Source organism: Caniella muris (assembly GCF_943193035.1).
Taxonomy (GTDB): Bacteria; Actinomycetota; Coriobacteriia; order Coriobacteriales; family Atopobiaceae; genus Granulimonas; species Granulimonas faecalis.
Window position 1 is genome coordinate 1593726 of the sequence record NZ_CALPCK010000001.1, and the last position, 16448, is coordinate 1610173.

Genomic DNA, 16448 nt, shown 5'->3' on the forward strand with positions numbered 1-16448 from the left:
TCGGACCGGCAGGGGGTAACCACATGGCCGATCAAAAACCCACGGGAAGACCCACGGGGCCGTCGGGCAAGGGGCCCGGCCCGTCCCGCTCGAGCCTTCTCTACGTTCTCATCCTCGTGGCCTGCGCGGCCTACCTGTTCTGGTCCATGGGCGGCACCGGCCAGCCCCAGGGGACCCAGGTCACCGGTGACGCCGCAGGCCAGAGCCAGCAGGCCGCGCCCAAGAACGGGGGGCGGCTGTCCACGAGCGAGTTCGTGGCCGCCGTCGACTCCGGCCGCGTGAAGGCCGCCACCTGGTCCTCGTCGTCGGGCACGGTCACGGGCACCTACTGGACCGAGCAGGACAAGGTGGGGAGCGACGCCGACCTGGTCTCGTTCACCAGCTCCTACGCCGGGGCCGACTCCCTCGAGGAGCTCATGGCCGCCCACCCCGACACCGACTTCACCGTCGACACGAGCGACGCCGGGGCCGGCATGGACTTCCTCTTCGCGCTCCTGCCCACGGTGATCATCATCGTGTTCATGTTCTACTTCATGAACCGCATGCAGGGCCAGAACTCCGGGGCCATGCAGTTCGGCAAGACCAAGGCCAAGACCACCGAGGAGACCCGCCCCACGGTCAAGTTCTCCGACGTGGCCGGCATCGACGAGGCCGTGGCCGAGATCCGTGAGATCCGTGACTTCCTCGTCAACCCCGAGCGCTTCCAGCGCATGGGCGCCAAGATCCCCCACGGCGTGCTGCTCATGGGCCCTCCGGGCACCGGCAAGACGCTGCTCGCCAAGGCCGTGGCCGGCGAGGCCCAGGTGCCCTTCTTCTCCATCTCGGGCTCCGACTTCGTGGAGATGTTCGTGGGCGTGGGCGCCAGCCGCGTGCGCGACCTCTTCAAGCAGGCCAAGGCCGCCGCGCCCGCCATCGTCTTCATCGACGAGATCGACGCCGTGGGCCGTCAGCGCGGCGCCGGCCTGGGCGGCGGCCACGACGAGCGCGAGCAGACCCTGAACCAGCTCCTCGTGGAGATGGACGGATTCGAGGGCAACGCCACGGTCATCCTCATCGCCGCCACCAACCGCCCCGACGTCCTCGACCCGGCCCTGCTGCGTCCCGGGCGCTTCGACCGCCAGATCACGGTGGACCGCCCCGACGTCAAGGGCCGCGAGAAGATCCTGCAGGTGCACAGCGCCAACAAGCCCCTGGAGCCCGACGTTGAGTACGGCGCCCTCGCCAAGCTCACCCCCGGCTTCACCGGCGCCGACCTCGCCAACCTCATGAACGAGGCCGCCCTCCTCGCCGCCCGGCGCGACAAGGACGCCATCGGCATGGAGGAGATCGAGGAGGCCATGGAGCGCGTCATCGCCGGCCCCGAGCGCAAGAGCCGCGTGGTGTCGGAGCTCGAGCGCACCACCATCGCCTTCCACGAGGCGGGCCACGCCCTGGTGGGCCACTACCTCTCCAACGCCGACCCGGTGCACAAGATCACGATCGTGCCCCGCGGCCAGGCCTTGGGCTACACCCTGTCCCTGCCCGAGGAGGACCACTTCCTCCAGACCCGCAACGCCATGTTCGAGCAGATCGCCGTGCTGCTGGGCGGCCGCACCGCCGAGGAGCTCTTCTGCGAGGACATCACCACCGGCGCCTCCAACGACCTCGAGCGTGCCACCAAGCTGGCCCGCCAGATGGTCACCCGCTACGGCATGTCCAAGGTGCTGGGCACCCAGGTGTTCGGCGAGGCCCAGCACGAGGTGTTCCTGGGCCGCGACTACGCCGACAAGCAGGACTACTCGCCCGAGACCGCCCTGCGCATCGACGGCGAGGTGAGCCGCATCATGCGCCAGGCCCACGAGAAGGCCAAGGCCATCCTCGAGGAGCACGCGGACCAGATCCGCACCATGGCCGGCGTGCTGCTGGAGCGCGAGACCGTGGAGGGCGAGGCCGTGCAGGCCCTGCTCGACGACACCTGGGACGAGTACCTGGCGGCCCATCCCGAGGAGAAGGCCAACGAGGAGGCCGCCGAGGTGGGCCACGTGGTTGCCCCCGCCGGCGACGCCACGGGCGACGGCGGCTTGGACGAGCTGGGCAGCGAGGAGGCCCACGAGTCCGAGGAGGAGCTCGACCACGAGCTCGACCCCAAGGACCCCAAGAGCCCCGAGGACCCCGAGGACTAGCCGTCACACAGCGTCACCGAAGAGGGCGGGCGCGGCCGGAACCGATCCGGTCGCGCCCGCCCTTCCGCTGTCCCATCACCCGGACACTTTTGTCCCAATGGTCGGGCACTTCTGTCACATTGCTGGATTTATGAAGCGGATCCCCGTCACGCCACCACGTTCTGGGGGTTGCCCTCGCAGAACGCGGCCACGTTGGCGAAGGCGATCTTGGCGCGCCGCTCCATGGCCTCGGCGGTGTAGTAGCCCACGTGGGGCGTGAGTACCGTGCGGGGCGCCGAGAGGAGCGGGCACGACGGGTCCAACGGCGGCTCCTGGTCGAACACGTCCACGGCGGCGCCGCCCAGGTGGCCCGAGACGAGGGCGTCGGCCAGCGCCTTCGCATCCACGATGGGTCCGCGGGCGCAGTTCACGAGCACGGCGCCCTTCTTCATGGCGGCGATCTTCTCGGCGTCGATGAAGCCGCGGGTGGCCTCGGTGAGCGGCAGGTGCAGCGTGACGATGTCGGACTCGGCCAGCAGGGCGTCGAGGCCCCGGTAGCTCACCCCGGCGTCCATGCAGGCGGGGTTGGGGTGGCGGGCGTAACCCAGCACCTTGGCCCCGAAGGCCGAGAAGAGCCGGGCCACCCGGGTGCCGATGCGGCCGGTGCCGATGACGCCCACGGTCTTGCCCGCGATCTCGGTGCCCATGAGGCCCTCGGAGGTGCCGCCGCCGTGCACGGCCCGCTGGCCCGACGGCACGTGGCGCAGCACGTCCACGGTGAGGCCCATGACGAGCTCGGCCACCGCGGCGTCGGAGTAGCCGGCGCAGTTGCACACGGTGACGCCCTGGGTGCGGCAGGCCTCGGTGTCCACGAGGTCCACGCCGGTGAAGGCCACGTCCACGAGCTTGAGCTTGGGCAGGGCGTCGACCACCGACGCCGGGAACGGCGTGTTGGCGATGATGACGACGTCGGCGCCCTCGGCCCGTTCCCGCAGCTCGTCGGGGTCGGTGGTGCGGGTGGGGAAGGCCTTGAAGCTGTGGCCGGCGGCCACGAGGGGGGAGGAGAGCTCGGCCACGGTCCTCTCCGGCACGGAGAGGGGTTCGAGCAGGGCGATGTTCACGGGGGCTCCTTTCGTCTGATGCATCCTAACGCACCGGGTTGCGTAATGCATCAACGGGGAGCTGACGGCGCGTGACAGCGGTGCCTGGGCCATCTGTCACTACGCCTATTGCCTAATTGATGCCGCGGCGACCGCCCCTTCCCAGAAACGGTTTTGGGAAGGGGCAATTCCATAAAACGAGAACCCATCCCTTCCCGATACCGCTTCTGGGAACAAAATCCTTCCCGGAACCGTTTCCGGGAAGGATTCTGTCATCATCCGAGAAACCAACGCTTCCCAAAACAGGTTCTGGGAAGGCCGTGCTGGGGCTGGGTGACGCATCCGCCGCCCAGCCCCAGCACGGCCTGCCGATTTAAGCCGGCCCGTCCGGCTACTCGCAGCAGCAGTCCTCGCCCAAGGCGTAGCGGCCCAGGGCGTCGGCGCCGAGGATGGCGTTCTCCACCATGTCCACGGTCACCTCGAAGGGCATGTTGCCCATGGTGTCGCCGGGGGCGCAGGCGGCCTCGGCCACGGCGCGGACCTTCTCGGGCGTGACGTCGGTGACGCCGATCTGCGCCAGGGTCACGGGTAGGCCCACCTCGCAGCAGAAGCCGATGACCCCGTCCAGCTCCTCGGACGGAGCGTCCTCCAGCACCAGCTGCACGAGGGTGCCAAAGGCCACCTTCTCGCCGTGGTACATGTCGTGGGTCTCGGGCAACTGCGTGAGGCCGTTGTGCACGGCGTGGGCGCAGGCGAGGCCGCACGACTCGAATCCGATGCCGCTGAGCAGCGTGTTGGCCTCCACGATGGATTCCACGGCCTTTGTGGCGGCACCGGCCTCGAGGGCCACCTTGGCCTTCACGCCGTCGGCCATGAGGGTCCGGTAGCAGAGCTCGGCCAGGGCGAGGGCCGCCATGGTGGACTTGCCGCCGGCGCAGGTGCCGGCGTCGGCGTCCACGCAGGCCTTGGCCTCGAACCAGGTGGCCAGGGCGTCGCCCATGCCGGAGACCGTGAGGCGCACGGGCGAGGCCGCGATCACCGTGGTGTCCATGAGGACGATGTTGGGATTGGAGGGCAGGAACAGGTACTCGTCGAAGGCGCCGTCGTCGGTGTAGAGGACCGAGAGGGCCGAGCAGGGCGCATCGGAGGAGGCGATGGTGGGGCAGATCACCACGGGCGCGTCCTCGTAGAAGGCCACGGCCTTGGCGGTGTCGAGCACCTTGCCGCCGCCCACGCCCACGACCACGTCGCAGCCCTGCCCAGCCACGACGCCGCGGATGCGCTCCACCTCGCTCTTGCTGCACTCGCCGTTGAAGTCCTCGAAGACCACGGCGGCATCGACCGCTTCAAAGCCGCCGGCGATCTTGTCGCCCACGCGGCGCTTGCCGCTGGGGGAGCAGATGACGAGGGCCTTGGAGCCGAGGGGCGTCACGTAGCCGCCCAGGTTGGCGAGCTCGTCGGGGCCCTGGATGTACTTGCTGGGGCTGTTGTAGATCTTGGCCATGGGGTTGGGACCTCCCTCACGCTGGGGATTTACTCTGGAGGCTAGCTTAGCGGTTTGGTGTTTCGGGCCGGGGACGGGCTCTCGGCGTTACACCAGGGGTGAGGGGGCCGCGGCCGTTCGAGGCCCGACCGATGGGGCCCTCGTCACCCGTTACCGCCCCGCAACGGCCGCGGTGTAGCATCCCTCCAAAGAGAGAGCCGCATCCCCGAGGGGGCACCATGATCAACGAGCAGATGCGCGCCTACGGCGCCCAGAAGTCCTCCATCCGCGAGATCGCCGCCTGGGGGGCGGCCCGCGCGGCCCAGATCGGCGCCGAGAACGTCTTCGACTTCTCCCTCGGCAATCCCAGCGTCCCGGCTCCGCCGCAGGTCGACGAGGCCATCGAGCGCGCCCTCGCCCTACCGCCCACGGAGCTCCACGGCTACACCCCCGCCGCCGGCCTGCCCGCCTGCCGCGAGGCCGTGGCCGCCTCCCTCAACCGGCGCTTCGGCACCGGTTACGGCCCCGGTGACGTCTTCATGACCGTGGGCGCGGCCGCCTCGCTCTCCTGCACCTTCAAGGCCGTGGTGAACCCCGGCGACGAGGTCGTCGTCATCTCGCCGTACTTCCCCGAGTACCGCGTGTGGATCGAGACCTCCGGCGCCACCTGCGTGGAGGTGCCGGCCGACCCGGTCACCTTCGACCTCGACGTCGACGCCGTCGCCGCCGCCCTCACGCCGCGCACCAAGGCCGTGGTCATCAACTCGCCCAACAACCCCGTGGGCGTGGTCTACGGCACCGAGTCGCTCACGCGCCTGGCCATGGCCCTCGAGGAGGCCGAGCGCACGTTCGACACCTCCATCTACCTCGTGTCCGACGAGCCCTACCGAGAGATCGTCTACGGGGCGGAGGTCCCCTGGGTGCCCGGCGTCTACGGCCGCACCGTCGTGTGCTACTCCTACTCCAAGAGCCTGTCCCTGCCCGGCGAGCGCATCGGCTGGGTGCTCGTGCCCGACACCAACCCCGACCACGACGAGCTCGTGGACGCCGTGGCCGGCGCCGCCCGCGCCCTGGGCTTCGTCTGCGCCCCGTCGCTCTTCCAACGCGTGATCGCGGACTGCGTGGACGTCCCGGCCGACGTGGCCGCCTACGCCGAGAACCGCGCCCTGCTCTGCGAGGGGCTCAAGGCCCTCGGCTATGGGTACGTGGAGCCCCAGGGCGCCTTCTACCTGTGGGTCAAGGCGTTGGAGCCCGACGCCCAGGCGTTCTTCGAGCGTGCCCGCGAGTTCGAGCTGCTGCCCGTGCCCAGCGACTCCTTCGGCTGCAGCGGTTGGGTGCGCGTGGGCTACTGCGTCTCGCGCGACACCATCGAGCGGTCCATGCCGGCATGGGAGGCCCTGGCAAAGAGTTACCGTTAAGGGGTCACGCCACGGCGCCTACCCCGGGGGAACCCATGCTCCAGAACCGCTGCGACACCCACACCCACACGCTCTTCTCCAGACACGCCTACTCCACGGTGGAGGAGGACGTCCGCGCGGCCGCCGAGGCGGGCCTCGAGCTCCTCGGCATCGCCGACCACCTCTCGGCCATGGTGTCGGCCACGGGAGACGTGCGCGAGTACCAGCACTTCCTCAACATGACCTGCTGGCCCCGCCGCTGGCACGGGGTGACGCTGCTCCGCGCCGCCGAGGTGGACATCCTCGACGTGGACGGCACCCTCTTTGGCCAGGACGCCATGCTCGAGAGCGGCATAACCGAGATGCCCGTGGCGCCCCAGAGCCTCTTCGACCACTGCACCTCCCCGTGCGACTACCTCATCGCATCCATCCACCACGAGCCGCGCTTCCGCGGCCTCCCCGTTGCCCAGACCACGGGGCTCTACCTCAAGGCGCTCTCGCACCCCAAGGTGCTCATGGCCGGCCACATGGGCCGCGCCGGCGTGCCGTTCGACACCGCGGCCGTCCTCGAGTACTGCCGCGCCGAGGGCAAGCTGGTGGAGATCAACGAGCACAGCATGGACTTCGCCGACGGCCCCGTGCCCCGCCGCTGCCGCGAGCTCGCCTGCGCCTGCGCCGAGGCCGGCGTCATGGTGGCAGTGAACACCGACGCCCACATCTCCTGCGACGTGGGCCGCGCCCCAAAGGCTTTGGCCATGCTGGACGAGATCCACTTCCCCCAGGAGCTCGTGGCCACGCGCTCGGCGGAGGCGTTCCTCGACGCCGTTGCCCGCGCCGTGGGCCCGGTGGAGGGCCTCTAGGGCAGGTCTCGGTGCCCGGGCTCCTGTGCCGTCTTCTTGGCCTGGCGCCGCCGCCCGCAATCCAGGAGCCTCCGGGGGAACAGACCCAGCGTCACGACGCAGCGCCGACCACCGTCGCAAAGGGGTCACACATGAAGAAGTTCGTCTCGTGGAACGTCAACGGCATCCGCGCCATCCTGCGCAAGGACTTCATGGCGTTCTTCGACCAGGAGGACGCCGACGTCTTCGGCGTGCAGGAGACCAAGTGCCAGGAGGGTCAGGTGGAGCTCGACCTCCCCGGCTACCACCAGGCCTGGAGCTACGCCGAGAAGAAGGGTTACAGCGGCACCGCGGTCTTCTCCAAGGAGGAGCCGCTCCAGGTGGTCCGCAAGGTGGGCCTGCCCGTGGCCGACGAGGAAGGCCGCGTCTGCGCCTGCGAGTTCGAGGAGTACTGGTTCGTCTCGGTCTACTCGCCAAACTCACAGGACCGGCTCCAGCGCCTGCCCATCCGCGAGGAGTGGGACGCCCGCCTCACGACCTTCCTCGACGGCTTGGCCAAGGACAAGCCCGTCATCCTGTGCGGCGACCTCAACGTGGCCCACGAGCCCATCGACATCGACGACCCCGAGAAGAACGCCGGCCACGCCGGCTTCACCGACGCCGAGCGAGACGACCTCACCCGCCTGCTGGACTCCGGCTTCGTGGACACCTTCCGCTACCTGCATCCCACGGAGACCGGCGTCTACACCTGGTGGAGCTACCGCGAGCGCGCCCGCCGCACCAACGCCGGCTGGCGCCTGGACTACTTCCTGGTGTCCGACGCCCTCAAGGACAAGGTCACGGCGGCAAGCTGCCTCACCCAGGTCATGGGGTCGGACCACTGCCCCGTGACGCTCACGCTGGACCTCTCCGCCCCGGGTCGTTCGTGAACGCGAGACAGGGGGAGCTTCTTCGCAGGCTCTTGGATGCGGAGGGTCATCTCACGGCCGTGGAGCTTGCGGATGACCTGGGCTGCTCCGAGCGCACGATACGGTCGGACGTGGGGGTGCTGCGGGACGCGATGGCCCGCGAGGGGCTGCGCACCACCGTGGACGCCAGGCGCGGCGCCGGCATCGGCCTCACCGTGGTCCCGGGAGAGCACGACTCGCTGCTGCGCCTCCTGGGTGAGAGCGACACGTCCATGCACCCACGCTTCGAGCGCCTGTGCCAGGAGATTCTGCTGATGGTGGCCACGCCGGGCCCCCATAGCTCCCGCAGCTTGGCCTCTGCCCTCTACCGCACGCCCACGCAGGTGCAGCGCGACCTTCACTGGTGGCGCGGGGTCTTGGGAAAGAGGCACCTTGCGTCGGTCAAGGGGCGTTCCGTGGACGTGGAAGGCGACGAATGGGCCCTTCGCGGCTTTGTCATGTCGCTTCTCTTCGCCCTGGCGCCTCCGGCCGTGCGCTCCCACATCCTGCCCATGCTCACCGACGGGCTCTCGGCGGAGGACCTTGCCGCCATCGAGGAGTGCGAGGAGGACCTCCAGGATGCCCTGGGTTTTGAGTTTTCCGGCAACGCCGCTTGGCAGCTCTCGGTGTACCTGGTCCTCATGCTGGTGCGCATTCGCCTGGGCCACGTCATCGAGTCGTGGCCGCACGGCCAGGCGCCCCACGGGGTCCTGCGAAAGCTCGGTGCCAAGCTGGAGAGGCGCTGCGCCGTTGCCGTGAGCGACGCCGAGCTGGCGCTGCTCTGGGACATGGCGCGGTGCTGCACGTGGCAGTGGAGCCTTGCCGCCCTGGATGCGGCCGAGCCCAGCGAGCGTGCGCGCACCATCGTGGGCGCCATGGACCGGGCCTTGACCGCCGCCTTTGGCGAGCCCCTGTCCCCTGCCCTGATCAAGCCCCTGGCCGTCCTCGTCGAGAGCAGCCTCGTGCGCCGCGCCTGTGGGCTCTCGGCGCTCAACCCCAACGAGTGCTCGGTCAAATACGACGCCATGGATGCGGCCGCGGCCGTCTCGTCGGTGCTCTGCTCGGTGCCCGAGCTCGTGGACGCCGACCTCTACGGGTCGGACTATGGACGCCTCTTGCTGGCGCTGCTCGACTACATCGAGTCGACGGGGTCGCTGCGCTCGTTGCGCGTGGGCCTTGTGGTCAACTCGGGTATCGACCTGGCCATCTGGGGGGCGGCCCGCATCGAGCGCCTTTCGCCGCGCCTCAAGGTGGCCGACGTGCTCAACGGGCAGAGGGTCGAGGCTGCGGGCGGCCCCGCTGCCGCCGACCTGGAGCGGTTCGACTTCCTCGTCTCCTTTGAGCCGCTGTCGGTGGACTATCCCAGCATCACGGTGTCACCGGCGGTCTCCCGCGCCGACGTCGACGCCATAATCGACTCCATCCCCTTTTGGCGCCGCGGCCGCACGCCCACACCCTGGGCCCGAAAAACGCTGCCTGCATTGGCTGACGCCCATGGGCTCGTGGGGGCGCTCTATGAGGACCTCTGCGCCGAGGGGCTCCTTGCCATGGGGGAGGAGCGGTTCCGCTGGCTCTTGCGGGAACTCTCGTGCGTCAAGGGACGCACGCTGGTGTGGTGCTGGTGCGGCCCCGACGTAAAGGCTGCCGGCATTCGCATCTATACGGTGTCCGGTGCCCCCCAGGGGGCGGTGCAGTGGCCGTCCGTGGCGGTGCTGGTGCTCCCGATCTCCGAGCGCGGTCAGCTCACGGTGCAGACCCGTTGGTTCAAGCAGCTCGTCGCTGAGTTCGCCGACCTGGGGACCCCGGCAGACGACGAGTTCCTCTCCACGCTCACCCGCCAAGAGGGGGCGGTCTGGGCGTAGACGCCAAGGCGGGTCGATACGCAGCAAGGGCCCCTTTCGCGCGGCGAAAGGGGCCCTTGTGCGGGCGCGTGCCCAATGGCTGGGCGCGGTGTCGGCTAGGCGCGGTGGCGCTGGCAGAAGGACAGAGTGAGGTAGCCGGCCAGGGCGCCGCCGGCGGCGCAGAGCATGCCCTTGAGCAGGGTCATGGCGCCCAGGCCCAGAGGCCCGGTGGCCTGCATCGCCAGGGTGCAGGTGCCGGTCATGGCGACGGCGCAGATCAGGGCCACCAGGAGCATGGAGGCTCCGTAGGCGCGGGGCATGGGGCAGCAGAGCAGCTCGTCGCCCTCGGCGGCCGTGAACGTTCCGTGGGCCCGATCCATCTTGGTGAGCGGCACCACGCAGGCAAAGAGCAGGGGTCCCAGAAGCAGGCCAGTGAAGGCCAGGTCGTGGGCGGCGTCGGCCGGGGTGAAGATGGCGCCGGGGGCCGAGTGGTGCAAGAGGTAAAAGACGACGGCGTTGATTATGCCGTTGATGACGCCATAGCCGATGAGGCACTTATGGCGCATATAGGCGACAAAGGGTTTGGGCTGATGGGCGCTGCGCTCGGCGACTGATTCCATGGTTTCTCGATCCTTCCGTGAGAGCCTGCATGTAATGCATATTCTGATGATATGGGCGCGTCCTTTGACGAGGGCAAGTATAAAAAGCGATGGGGCGTAGCAGGCCTTCAACCGTTTCCGGAGCTCCGGAAACGGTTGCGGCGCGGCTATGTCTGACCGCTTCCTATGATGGGTGCCGTACTCAAGCCCCGACGGAGACGCCCTATGACGCCCCGCCAGACCACTTCCGAAGGAGGAAGGATGGCATCTATCAAAACCGCATCCAAGGCCGAGGGAGGCGCCGAGAAGTTCCTGGTGGCGCCGATCATCGTGCTGATCTTGGCCCAGATGGGCACCTCCGGTGACAACGGGGCCCTGGGCCTCGCCAACCAGCAGCTGGTAGACGTGCTGGGGGCCACCACACCCGACATCCAGCTTGCCAACATGGTCTACTCCCTCATGGCTGGCGCGTTCATGGTGGCCGGCGGCCTGGTGGGCACCATCATCGGCTTCCGCAAGAGCTTCCGTATCGGCGTGGCCATGTGCGCGGCGGGCGAGCTCGTCATGGCCCTGGCCCCGTCGATGGCCGTGTTCATCTGGGGCGGCCGTGTGCTCGTGGGCTTTGGCGCGAGCTTCATGATCCCCGCGGTGTTGGGCCTCGTTCCCTTCATCTACCACGGAAAGAACCGTCTCGTCGCCTTTGGCTGCATCGGCGCGGCATCGGGCCTCTCCGCCTTCCTGCCCTTGGGCCTGGGCATCGTCATGGAGGCCTCCGGCTTCCGTGTGACCTTCGGCGTTGTGGCGGCCTACTTTGCCGTGGTGTTCCTGGCCTCGCTGGCCCTGCCCTCCTTTGAGAAGCCCGAGGGCAAGCTGCATTTCGACTGGCTCGGCTGCGGCATCGCCTCTGCTGGTCTGTTCCTGATCCTCGTGGGCCTGTCGCGCATCTCTGCCTGGGGCCTCGTCGCTCCCTTTGCCGACGCCCCCTTCACGGTCTTCGGCATTTCCCCGGCGCTGCCCATGGTGTGCGCCGGCCTGGTGCTCCTTGCCATCCTGGTCCCTGTGGAGAAGCGCATCGAGGACAAGTACGGCATCGCTTTGATCCCCCACTCCTTCCTCGCGACCCCGCAGGTCCGTGCCGGCCTCGTGGCCAACGCCGTCACCTTCTTCTTCATGGGCATTCAGGCCATCCTGCTCTCGCCCTACCTGCAGCTCGTTGCCGGCTGGTCGCCGGTGCTCATGGGCGTCATGGCCCTCGCTGTGGGCATCCCCACGTTCCTGTTCGCCCTGGGCGTGCCCAAGCTGCTGCCCAACGCCAACCCCCGCACCATCATCCAGGCCGGCTATGGCGTCATGGCCCTCTCCTTTGTGCCCATGGGTCTCGCCCTGCACGGCTCCGAGGCAGGTCCCCTCATGTGGGTGGGCCTGGTCATTGCCGGCGCCGGCGCCGGTCTGGTGAGCGCCGAGGCCTCCAGCATCGTGGCCCTGGCCGTCAACGAGCGCGACGCCGCCCAGTCCGGTGGCATCCAGGCCACCATGCGCAACGTGGGCCAGGCCATCGGCGTGGCCGCCATCGGTGCCGTGCTCCTCTTTGGCATCACCGCCAACATCAACACGGCCATGGAGAAGAACCCCGCCGTCACCCCCGCTGTGCGCGAGGCCGTGGCGGAGCGCAACATCACCCTCATGGGCGACGCCCAGTTCGAGCAGACCATCGCCGACATCCCCATGGACGACACCTGCCGCGAGGCTCTGGTCTCCATCAACTCCGACGCCCGCGTCGAGTCCACCCGAACCTCGTTCACGGTCTCGGCGGTCCTCGTTCTCCTGGGGCTTGTCAGCACCCGCTGGATCACCATCTTCAGGAAGCAGGAAGAGCCCGTCTCCGACGTGGTGGCCGGCGAGCAGGCCCTCGAGCTCACCCAGCTTGCCGAGGACGTTGCCTAACCCTTCGCTGTGCGGGGCGGCGGGAACGACCCGCCGCCCCTTCTTAAGAAAGGAGCGCGCCATGAAGCGCCTCTTTACCAACGCCACTTTTGTGACCATGCGCGACGCCCAGGAGCGGGCCGAGGCCCTGCTGGTGGATGACGACGGCACCATCGCCTACGTGGGCGACCTCGGCGAGGCCCGCTCCCTTGCCCAGGGCGCCCCCGAGACCGACCTGCACGGCGCCTGCGTGCTGCCGGGCTTCATCGATCCCCACAGCCACTTCACCGGGGCGCTGCAGTACCTGCTCTATGCCGATCTCTCGCAGTGCACGTCCTTCGCCCAGATCGAGGCCGTCCTGAAGGAGTTCGCCGCCTCCCGCCCCGTCGGCGAGGACGGCGTCATCATGGCCATCGGCTACGACCAGAACAACCTCGAGGAGGGCCAGCACCCCACCCGCGAGCTTCTGGATTCCGTCTCCACCGAGGTGCCCATTCTCATCACCCACGTGTCCAACCATATGGGCGTGGCCAACTCCCGCCTGCTGGAGCTTGCCGGTCTGGACGCCCAGACGCCTGACCCCGAGGGCGGCCGCTACGGCCGTGACGACAACGGCGAGCTGACGGGTTATGCCGAGGAGCCCGCCGCCATGAACGGCCTCTACGCCGTCACTACGCCCCGCATGAACTTCGACTTCTTCTCCATGGCCGACGACATGCAGGACGTCTACCTGGAGCACGGCGTCACCACGTGTCAGGACGGCGCCACGGGTCCCGACATGGCCAACGTGCTCTGCGCCCTGGCCGAGCGCGGCCTTCTCAAGATGGACATCGTGGGCTATCCCATGGCGGGCAGCGATCCCTTGGCCACCCTGGAGGCCCATCCCGACTATGACGGGTCCAACTATCAGGGGCATTTCCGCCTGGGAGGCCTCAAGATGTTCCTCGACGGGTCGCCGCAGGGCCTTACGGCGTGGATGAGCGAACCCTACGTGGAGGGCCCCGAGGGCGAGCATGACTGGTGCGCCTACGGCACTATGAGCGACGAGGATGCCCTGGCCTTTGCCAAGGCGGCCGTGGACACCAACCACCAGCTGCTCTGCCACACCAACGGCGACGCTGCCGCCGACCAGCTCCTGCGCGTTTACGCCCAGGCCCAGGCACAAAGCGCCAACCCCGACGCCAAGGCGCTCCGTCCGGTGATGATCCACTGCCAGACCGTTCGCAAGGACCAGCTCGAGACCATGGCCGAGCTGTCGATGGTCCCCTCCATCTTCGCTTCCCACGTGTGGTACTGGGGCGACGCCCATGTGAAGAACTTCGGCCCCGTTCGCGGCGGTCGGGTGAGCCCTTGCGGCGATGCCGTGGACTGCGGCCTGCCGTTCACGCTCCATACCGATACCCCGGTGCTGCGCCCCAACCTCCTCGAGGGGGTGTGGTGCGCCGTGCGCCGCGTCACCAAGGGTGGCCGCCAGCTCGACGCCGAGCAGGCCGTGAGCGTCTTTGACGCCCTGCGCGCCATCACCTACAACGGCGCCTACCAGTACGGCGAGGAGAGCTCCAAGGGGACCCTGGAGGCGGGCAAGCTGGCCGACCTCGCCGTGCTCGACGCCAACCCCCTGGACGTGGACCCCGATGAGATCCGCTCCATCAAGGTGCTCGCCACCGTCAAGGAGGGCGAGAACGTCTGGGAGCGCAAGGCCTGCTAGTGGGTTTGGGCCACGGGCCGATATGCAGGGGCCGGAGACGCCGTGTCTCCGGCCCCCTCTTCTTTTTGCGGCTCTCCTACAGCCCGCAGAACGCCAGCATGCGCTCGAGCTCCCGTGCGGCCTGGATGTAGCCGGCGTCCCACGAGGCCTCCAGCCGCGCCTTGTCGAGGCAGGCGTTGTCCACCGGCATGGTGTCGGGCCGGATCACGAGGGCCTGGCCGCGGCGCTCCATGTTCTCGAGCTCGGCCATGGCGTCGTTGTAGGCCTGCGCCCTGGCCACGAGCGCCTCGGCCACCCGCGGGTAGCGCCCCAGCGCCCGGCGGGCCAGGAGCCGCTGGGCCGTGCCGAGGGTCTCCTTGCGGTAGCCGCGCGGCCGGGTGGTCACCACCACGAGCCGCTCGTAGCCGTCGGCCAGGGCCATGCCGTGGGGCAACCCGCCGCGGTCGCCCAGGCCGCCGTCGAACCAGAGCTCGCCCTCGATCTCGACGGGGTTCATGAGGAGGGGCATGGTCGAGCTGGCCCGCGCGTGGCGGGCGAGGTCCACGGGGTCGGCGTAGTCGGCCTTATGCCACACGCGGCTGCGCCCGGTGTCGGCCGAGAAGGCCTGCATGGCGGCCTCTGCGGGGTTCTCGCAGAAGACTCCCCAGCGCACGGGCACCTCGCCCGACTCCACGCACCCCTCGTAGAGGTAGTCGGAGTTGAAGTAGCCCTCGCCGCGCAGGAAGTGGTCGATGCCGCCGAAGCGCGGGTCGTCGGCGTACTCCACGAACTGCAGGCGCGAGCGGTGGGCGTCGCGGGCCACGTGGTTCACCGTGAGCGACGAGCCGGCCGAGACGCCGCAGACGTAGGGGAAGTCCAGCCCCAGGTCCTCGATGGCCTGGGAGACGGCCGCGGTGTAGGAGGCCCGCATGCCGCCGCCCTCGAAGCACAGTGCGACGTCGTTCACGCGGGTCACGGGGGTGTTCGCCATGGGGTCGCTCGCTCTCGGGTCGTGTCGGGTGCTAGCATCGGGCATTGTATCCCGCGCGAGAAAGGCCGGACATGGAGCGCGTAACTGATGTGGACAGGGCCCGCGAGGTCTTGAGGGAGGCCGTGGGGCAGAGCGACGACCTCGTGTTCTTCGGTGGCGCCGGCGTCTCCACGGCCAGCGGCATCCCCGACTTCCGCTCCGAGGACGGCCTCTACCGCCAGCAGTTCGCCTACCCGCCCGAGACCATGCTCTCCCACAGCTTCTACGAGGCGCACCCGGCCGAGTTCTTCGACTTCTACCGCAAGAAGATGGTGGCCCTGGGGGCGAGGCCCAACCGCGCCCACTACAAGCTGGCCGAGCTCGAGGAGTCGGGCCCCCTCACGGCGGTGCTCACCCAGAACATCGACGGCCTGCACCAGATGGCCGGCAGTCGCAACGTGCTCGAGCTCCACGGCTCGGTGCACCGCAACGTCTGCCAGCACTGCGGCCACGTGTACCCGGCCGAGTGGGTCATGGCCACCGAGGGCGTGCCCGTGTGCGAGGAGTGCGGCGGTCCCGTGAAGCCCGACGTGGTGCTCTACGAGGAGCCCCTGGACCAGCGCGTGCTCGACGCCGCCGCCGACGCCGTCGCCCGGTGCGACACGCTGGTGGTGGGCGGGACGTCGCTCGTGGTGTGGCCCGTGGCCGGACTCGTGGACCTCTTCTCGGGGCGCCGCCTCGTCATCGTGAACAAGGGGGCCACTGCCATGGACGGCCGCGCCGACGCCGTCCTCGACGTGGACATCGCCCAGGCCTTCGACTTCTGAGGGTCTTCCTGCGGTGTCGTGCCGGAGGAGGGCGCATCCCTCCCATAACGGTACAATCAACTAAGTCTTGCAACCGGACCCGGAGGGGCACCCATGGCGTCTGAGCACCATATGGACCGCGCAAAGATCGAGCAGGGCGTGCGCCTCATGCTCGAGGGCATGGGGGAGGACCCCGACCGCGAGGGTCTCGTGGACACGCCCGCCCGCGTCGCCCGCGCCATGGAGGAGGTCTGCGGCGGGACTGCCGTGGACGTCGACGGGCTGTTCTCGGTGACCTTCGACGCCGGCTGCCACGACATCGTCGTGGTGCGCGACATCCCGTTCTACTCCCTGTGCGAGCACCACCTGCTGCCGTTCTTCGGCCGGGCCCACATCGCCTACATCCCCGGGCCCGACGGCCGCGTGTGCGGCATCTCCAAGCTCGCCCGCGTGGTGGACGCCTACGCGCGGCGCCCGCAGCTGCAGGAGCGTCTGTGCGCCCAGGTGGCCGACGCCGTGGTGGGGCACCTCGACCCCATGGGCGCGGTGGTGGTCATGGAGGCCGAGCACCTCTGCATGACCATGCGCGGCGTGCGCAAGCCCGGCGCCATGACCACCACGTCCGCGGTGCGCGGGGGCTTTGCCACCAACCCCACCACCCGCTCCGAGGCCATGAAGCTCATCTTTGACGGAACCCACGTTCGGTAGGAGGCCC

Annotated in this window: 13 protein-coding genes; 9 read left to right on the top strand and 4 right to left on the bottom strand. The window is 69.1% G+C overall.

Translation table 11 applies throughout. From position 1 onward, the window contains the following. Positions 1-23: 23 nt before the first annotated feature. Entirely contained in the window at positions 24-2162 is a 2139-nt protein-coding gene (gene ftsH / locus NFR49_RS06875; RefSeq protein WP_251158864.1) for an ATP-dependent zinc metalloprotease FtsH, read from the top strand. Between the two features lie 146 nt (positions 2163-2308). Here the strand turns inward: ftsH and NFR49_RS06880 are convergent, their stop codons facing one another. Beyond that, the gene (locus NFR49_RS06880; protein WP_251158865.1) at positions 2309-3262 is read right to left on the bottom strand and encodes an NAD(P)-dependent oxidoreductase; all 954 of its coding nucleotides are present in this window, start codon (positions 3260-3262) and stop codon (positions 2309-2311) included. A gap of 370 nt (positions 3263-3632) precedes the next feature. Continuing rightward, positions 3633-4745: a glycerol dehydrogenase gene (locus NFR49_RS06885; protein WP_251158866.1), complete on the bottom strand. Its 1113-nt coding sequence runs from the start codon at positions 4743-4745 to the stop codon at positions 3633-3635. Between the two features lie 218 nt (positions 4746-4963). On the opposite strand from NFR49_RS06885, the gene NFR49_RS06890 reads away from it, so the two are divergent. From NFR49_RS06890 to NFR49_RS06905, 4 genes are all read left to right on the top strand, one after another. After that, the gene (locus NFR49_RS06890; RefSeq protein ID WP_251158867.1) at positions 4964-6142 is read left to right on the top strand and encodes a pyridoxal phosphate-dependent aminotransferase; all 1179 of its coding nucleotides are present in this window, start codon (positions 4964-4966) and stop codon (positions 6140-6142) included. Between the two features lie 35 nt (positions 6143-6177). Further along, positions 6178-6981 (top strand): PHP domain-containing protein, encoded by an 804-nt coding sequence (locus tag NFR49_RS06895; RefSeq protein ID WP_251158868.1) that lies wholly within the window; start codon positions 6178-6180, stop codon positions 6979-6981. A gap of 131 nt (positions 6982-7112) precedes the next feature. After that, positions 7113-7889 carry an exodeoxyribonuclease III gene (locus NFR49_RS06900; RefSeq protein ID WP_251158869.1) on the top strand — a complete coding sequence of 259 codons (777 nt, stop codon included), beginning with the start codon at positions 7113-7115 and terminating at the stop codon, positions 7887-7889. Continuing rightward, the gene (locus NFR49_RS06905) at positions 7886-9769 is read left to right on the top strand and encodes a BglG family transcription antiterminator (protein ID WP_251158870.1); all 1884 of its coding nucleotides are present in this window, start codon (positions 7886-7888) and stop codon (positions 9767-9769) included. Before NFR49_RS06900 ends, NFR49_RS06905 begins: the two co-directional genes overlap by 4 nt. A gap of 95 nt (positions 9770-9864) precedes the next feature. On the opposite strand, the gene NFR49_RS06910 is transcribed toward NFR49_RS06905, so the two are convergent. Further along, positions 9865-10368, bottom strand: coding sequence for a hypothetical protein (locus NFR49_RS06910; RefSeq protein WP_251158871.1), 504 nt, complete (start codon positions 10366-10368; stop codon positions 9865-9867). 240 nt (positions 10369-10608) lie between these two features. Between NFR49_RS06910 and NFR49_RS06915 the strand changes: the two genes are divergently transcribed. Then, the gene (locus NFR49_RS06915) at positions 10609-12291 is read left to right on the top strand and encodes an MFS transporter (protein WP_251158872.1); all 1683 of its coding nucleotides are present in this window, start codon (positions 10609-10611) and stop codon (positions 12289-12291) included. A 61-nt stretch (positions 12292-12352) separates the two neighbouring features. Beyond that, entirely contained in the window at positions 12353-13978 is a 1626-nt protein-coding gene (locus NFR49_RS06920) for an amidohydrolase (protein WP_251158873.1), read from the top strand. A gap of 76 nt (positions 13979-14054) precedes the next feature. Here NFR49_RS06920 and NFR49_RS06925 read toward each other — a convergent pair whose 3' ends face one another. Further along, positions 14055-14948, bottom strand: coding sequence for a patatin-like phospholipase family protein (locus NFR49_RS06925; RefSeq protein ID WP_251158874.1), 894 nt, complete (start codon positions 14946-14948; stop codon positions 14055-14057). Between the two features lie 71 nt (positions 14949-15019). On the opposite strand from NFR49_RS06925, the gene NFR49_RS06930 reads away from it, so the two are divergent. Continuing rightward, positions 15020-15754: an NAD-dependent protein deacylase gene (locus NFR49_RS06930; protein WP_251158875.1), complete on the top strand. Its 735-nt coding sequence runs from the start codon at positions 15020-15022 to the stop codon at positions 15752-15754. Positions 15755-15847: 93 nt separating this feature from the next. Beyond that, positions 15848-16441, top strand: coding sequence for a GTP cyclohydrolase I FolE (gene folE, locus NFR49_RS06935; protein WP_251158876.1), 594 nt, complete (start codon positions 15848-15850; stop codon positions 16439-16441). The last annotated feature ends 7 nt before the right edge of the window (positions 16442-16448 follow it).

Coding starts and splice junctions, on each gene's coding strand:
- ftsH (WP_251158864.1), top strand. CDS start 24: ATGGCCGATCAAAAACCCACGGGAAGACCCACGGGGCCGTCGGGCAAG.
- NFR49_RS06885 (WP_251158866.1), bottom strand. CDS start 4,745: ATGGCCAAGATCTACAACAGCCCCAGCAAGTACATCCAGGGCCCCGAC.
- NFR49_RS06890 (WP_251158867.1), top strand. CDS start 4,964: ATGATCAACGAGCAGATGCGCGCCTACGGCGCCCAGAAGTCCTCCATC.
- NFR49_RS06895 (WP_251158868.1), top strand. CDS start 6,178: ATGCTCCAGAACCGCTGCGACACCCACACCCACACGCTCTTCTCCAGA.
- NFR49_RS06900 (WP_251158869.1), top strand. CDS start 7,113: ATGAAGAAGTTCGTCTCGTGGAACGTCAACGGCATCCGCGCCATCCTG.
- NFR49_RS06910 (WP_251158871.1), bottom strand. CDS start 10,368: ATGGAATCAGTCGCCGAGCGCAGCGCCCATCAGCCCAAACCCTTTGTC.
- NFR49_RS06915 (WP_251158872.1), top strand. CDS start 10,609: ATGGCATCTATCAAAACCGCATCCAAGGCCGAGGGAGGCGCCGAGAAG.
- NFR49_RS06920 (WP_251158873.1), top strand. CDS start 12,353: ATGAAGCGCCTCTTTACCAACGCCACTTTTGTGACCATGCGCGACGCC.
- NFR49_RS06925 (WP_251158874.1), bottom strand. CDS start 14,948: ATGGCGAACACCCCCGTGACCCGCGTGAACGACGTCGCACTGTGCTTC.
- NFR49_RS06930 (WP_251158875.1), top strand. CDS start 15,020: ATGGAGCGCGTAACTGATGTGGACAGGGCCCGCGAGGTCTTGAGGGAG.
- folE (WP_251158876.1), top strand. CDS start 15,848: ATGGCGTCTGAGCACCATATGGACCGCGCAAAGATCGAGCAGGGCGTG.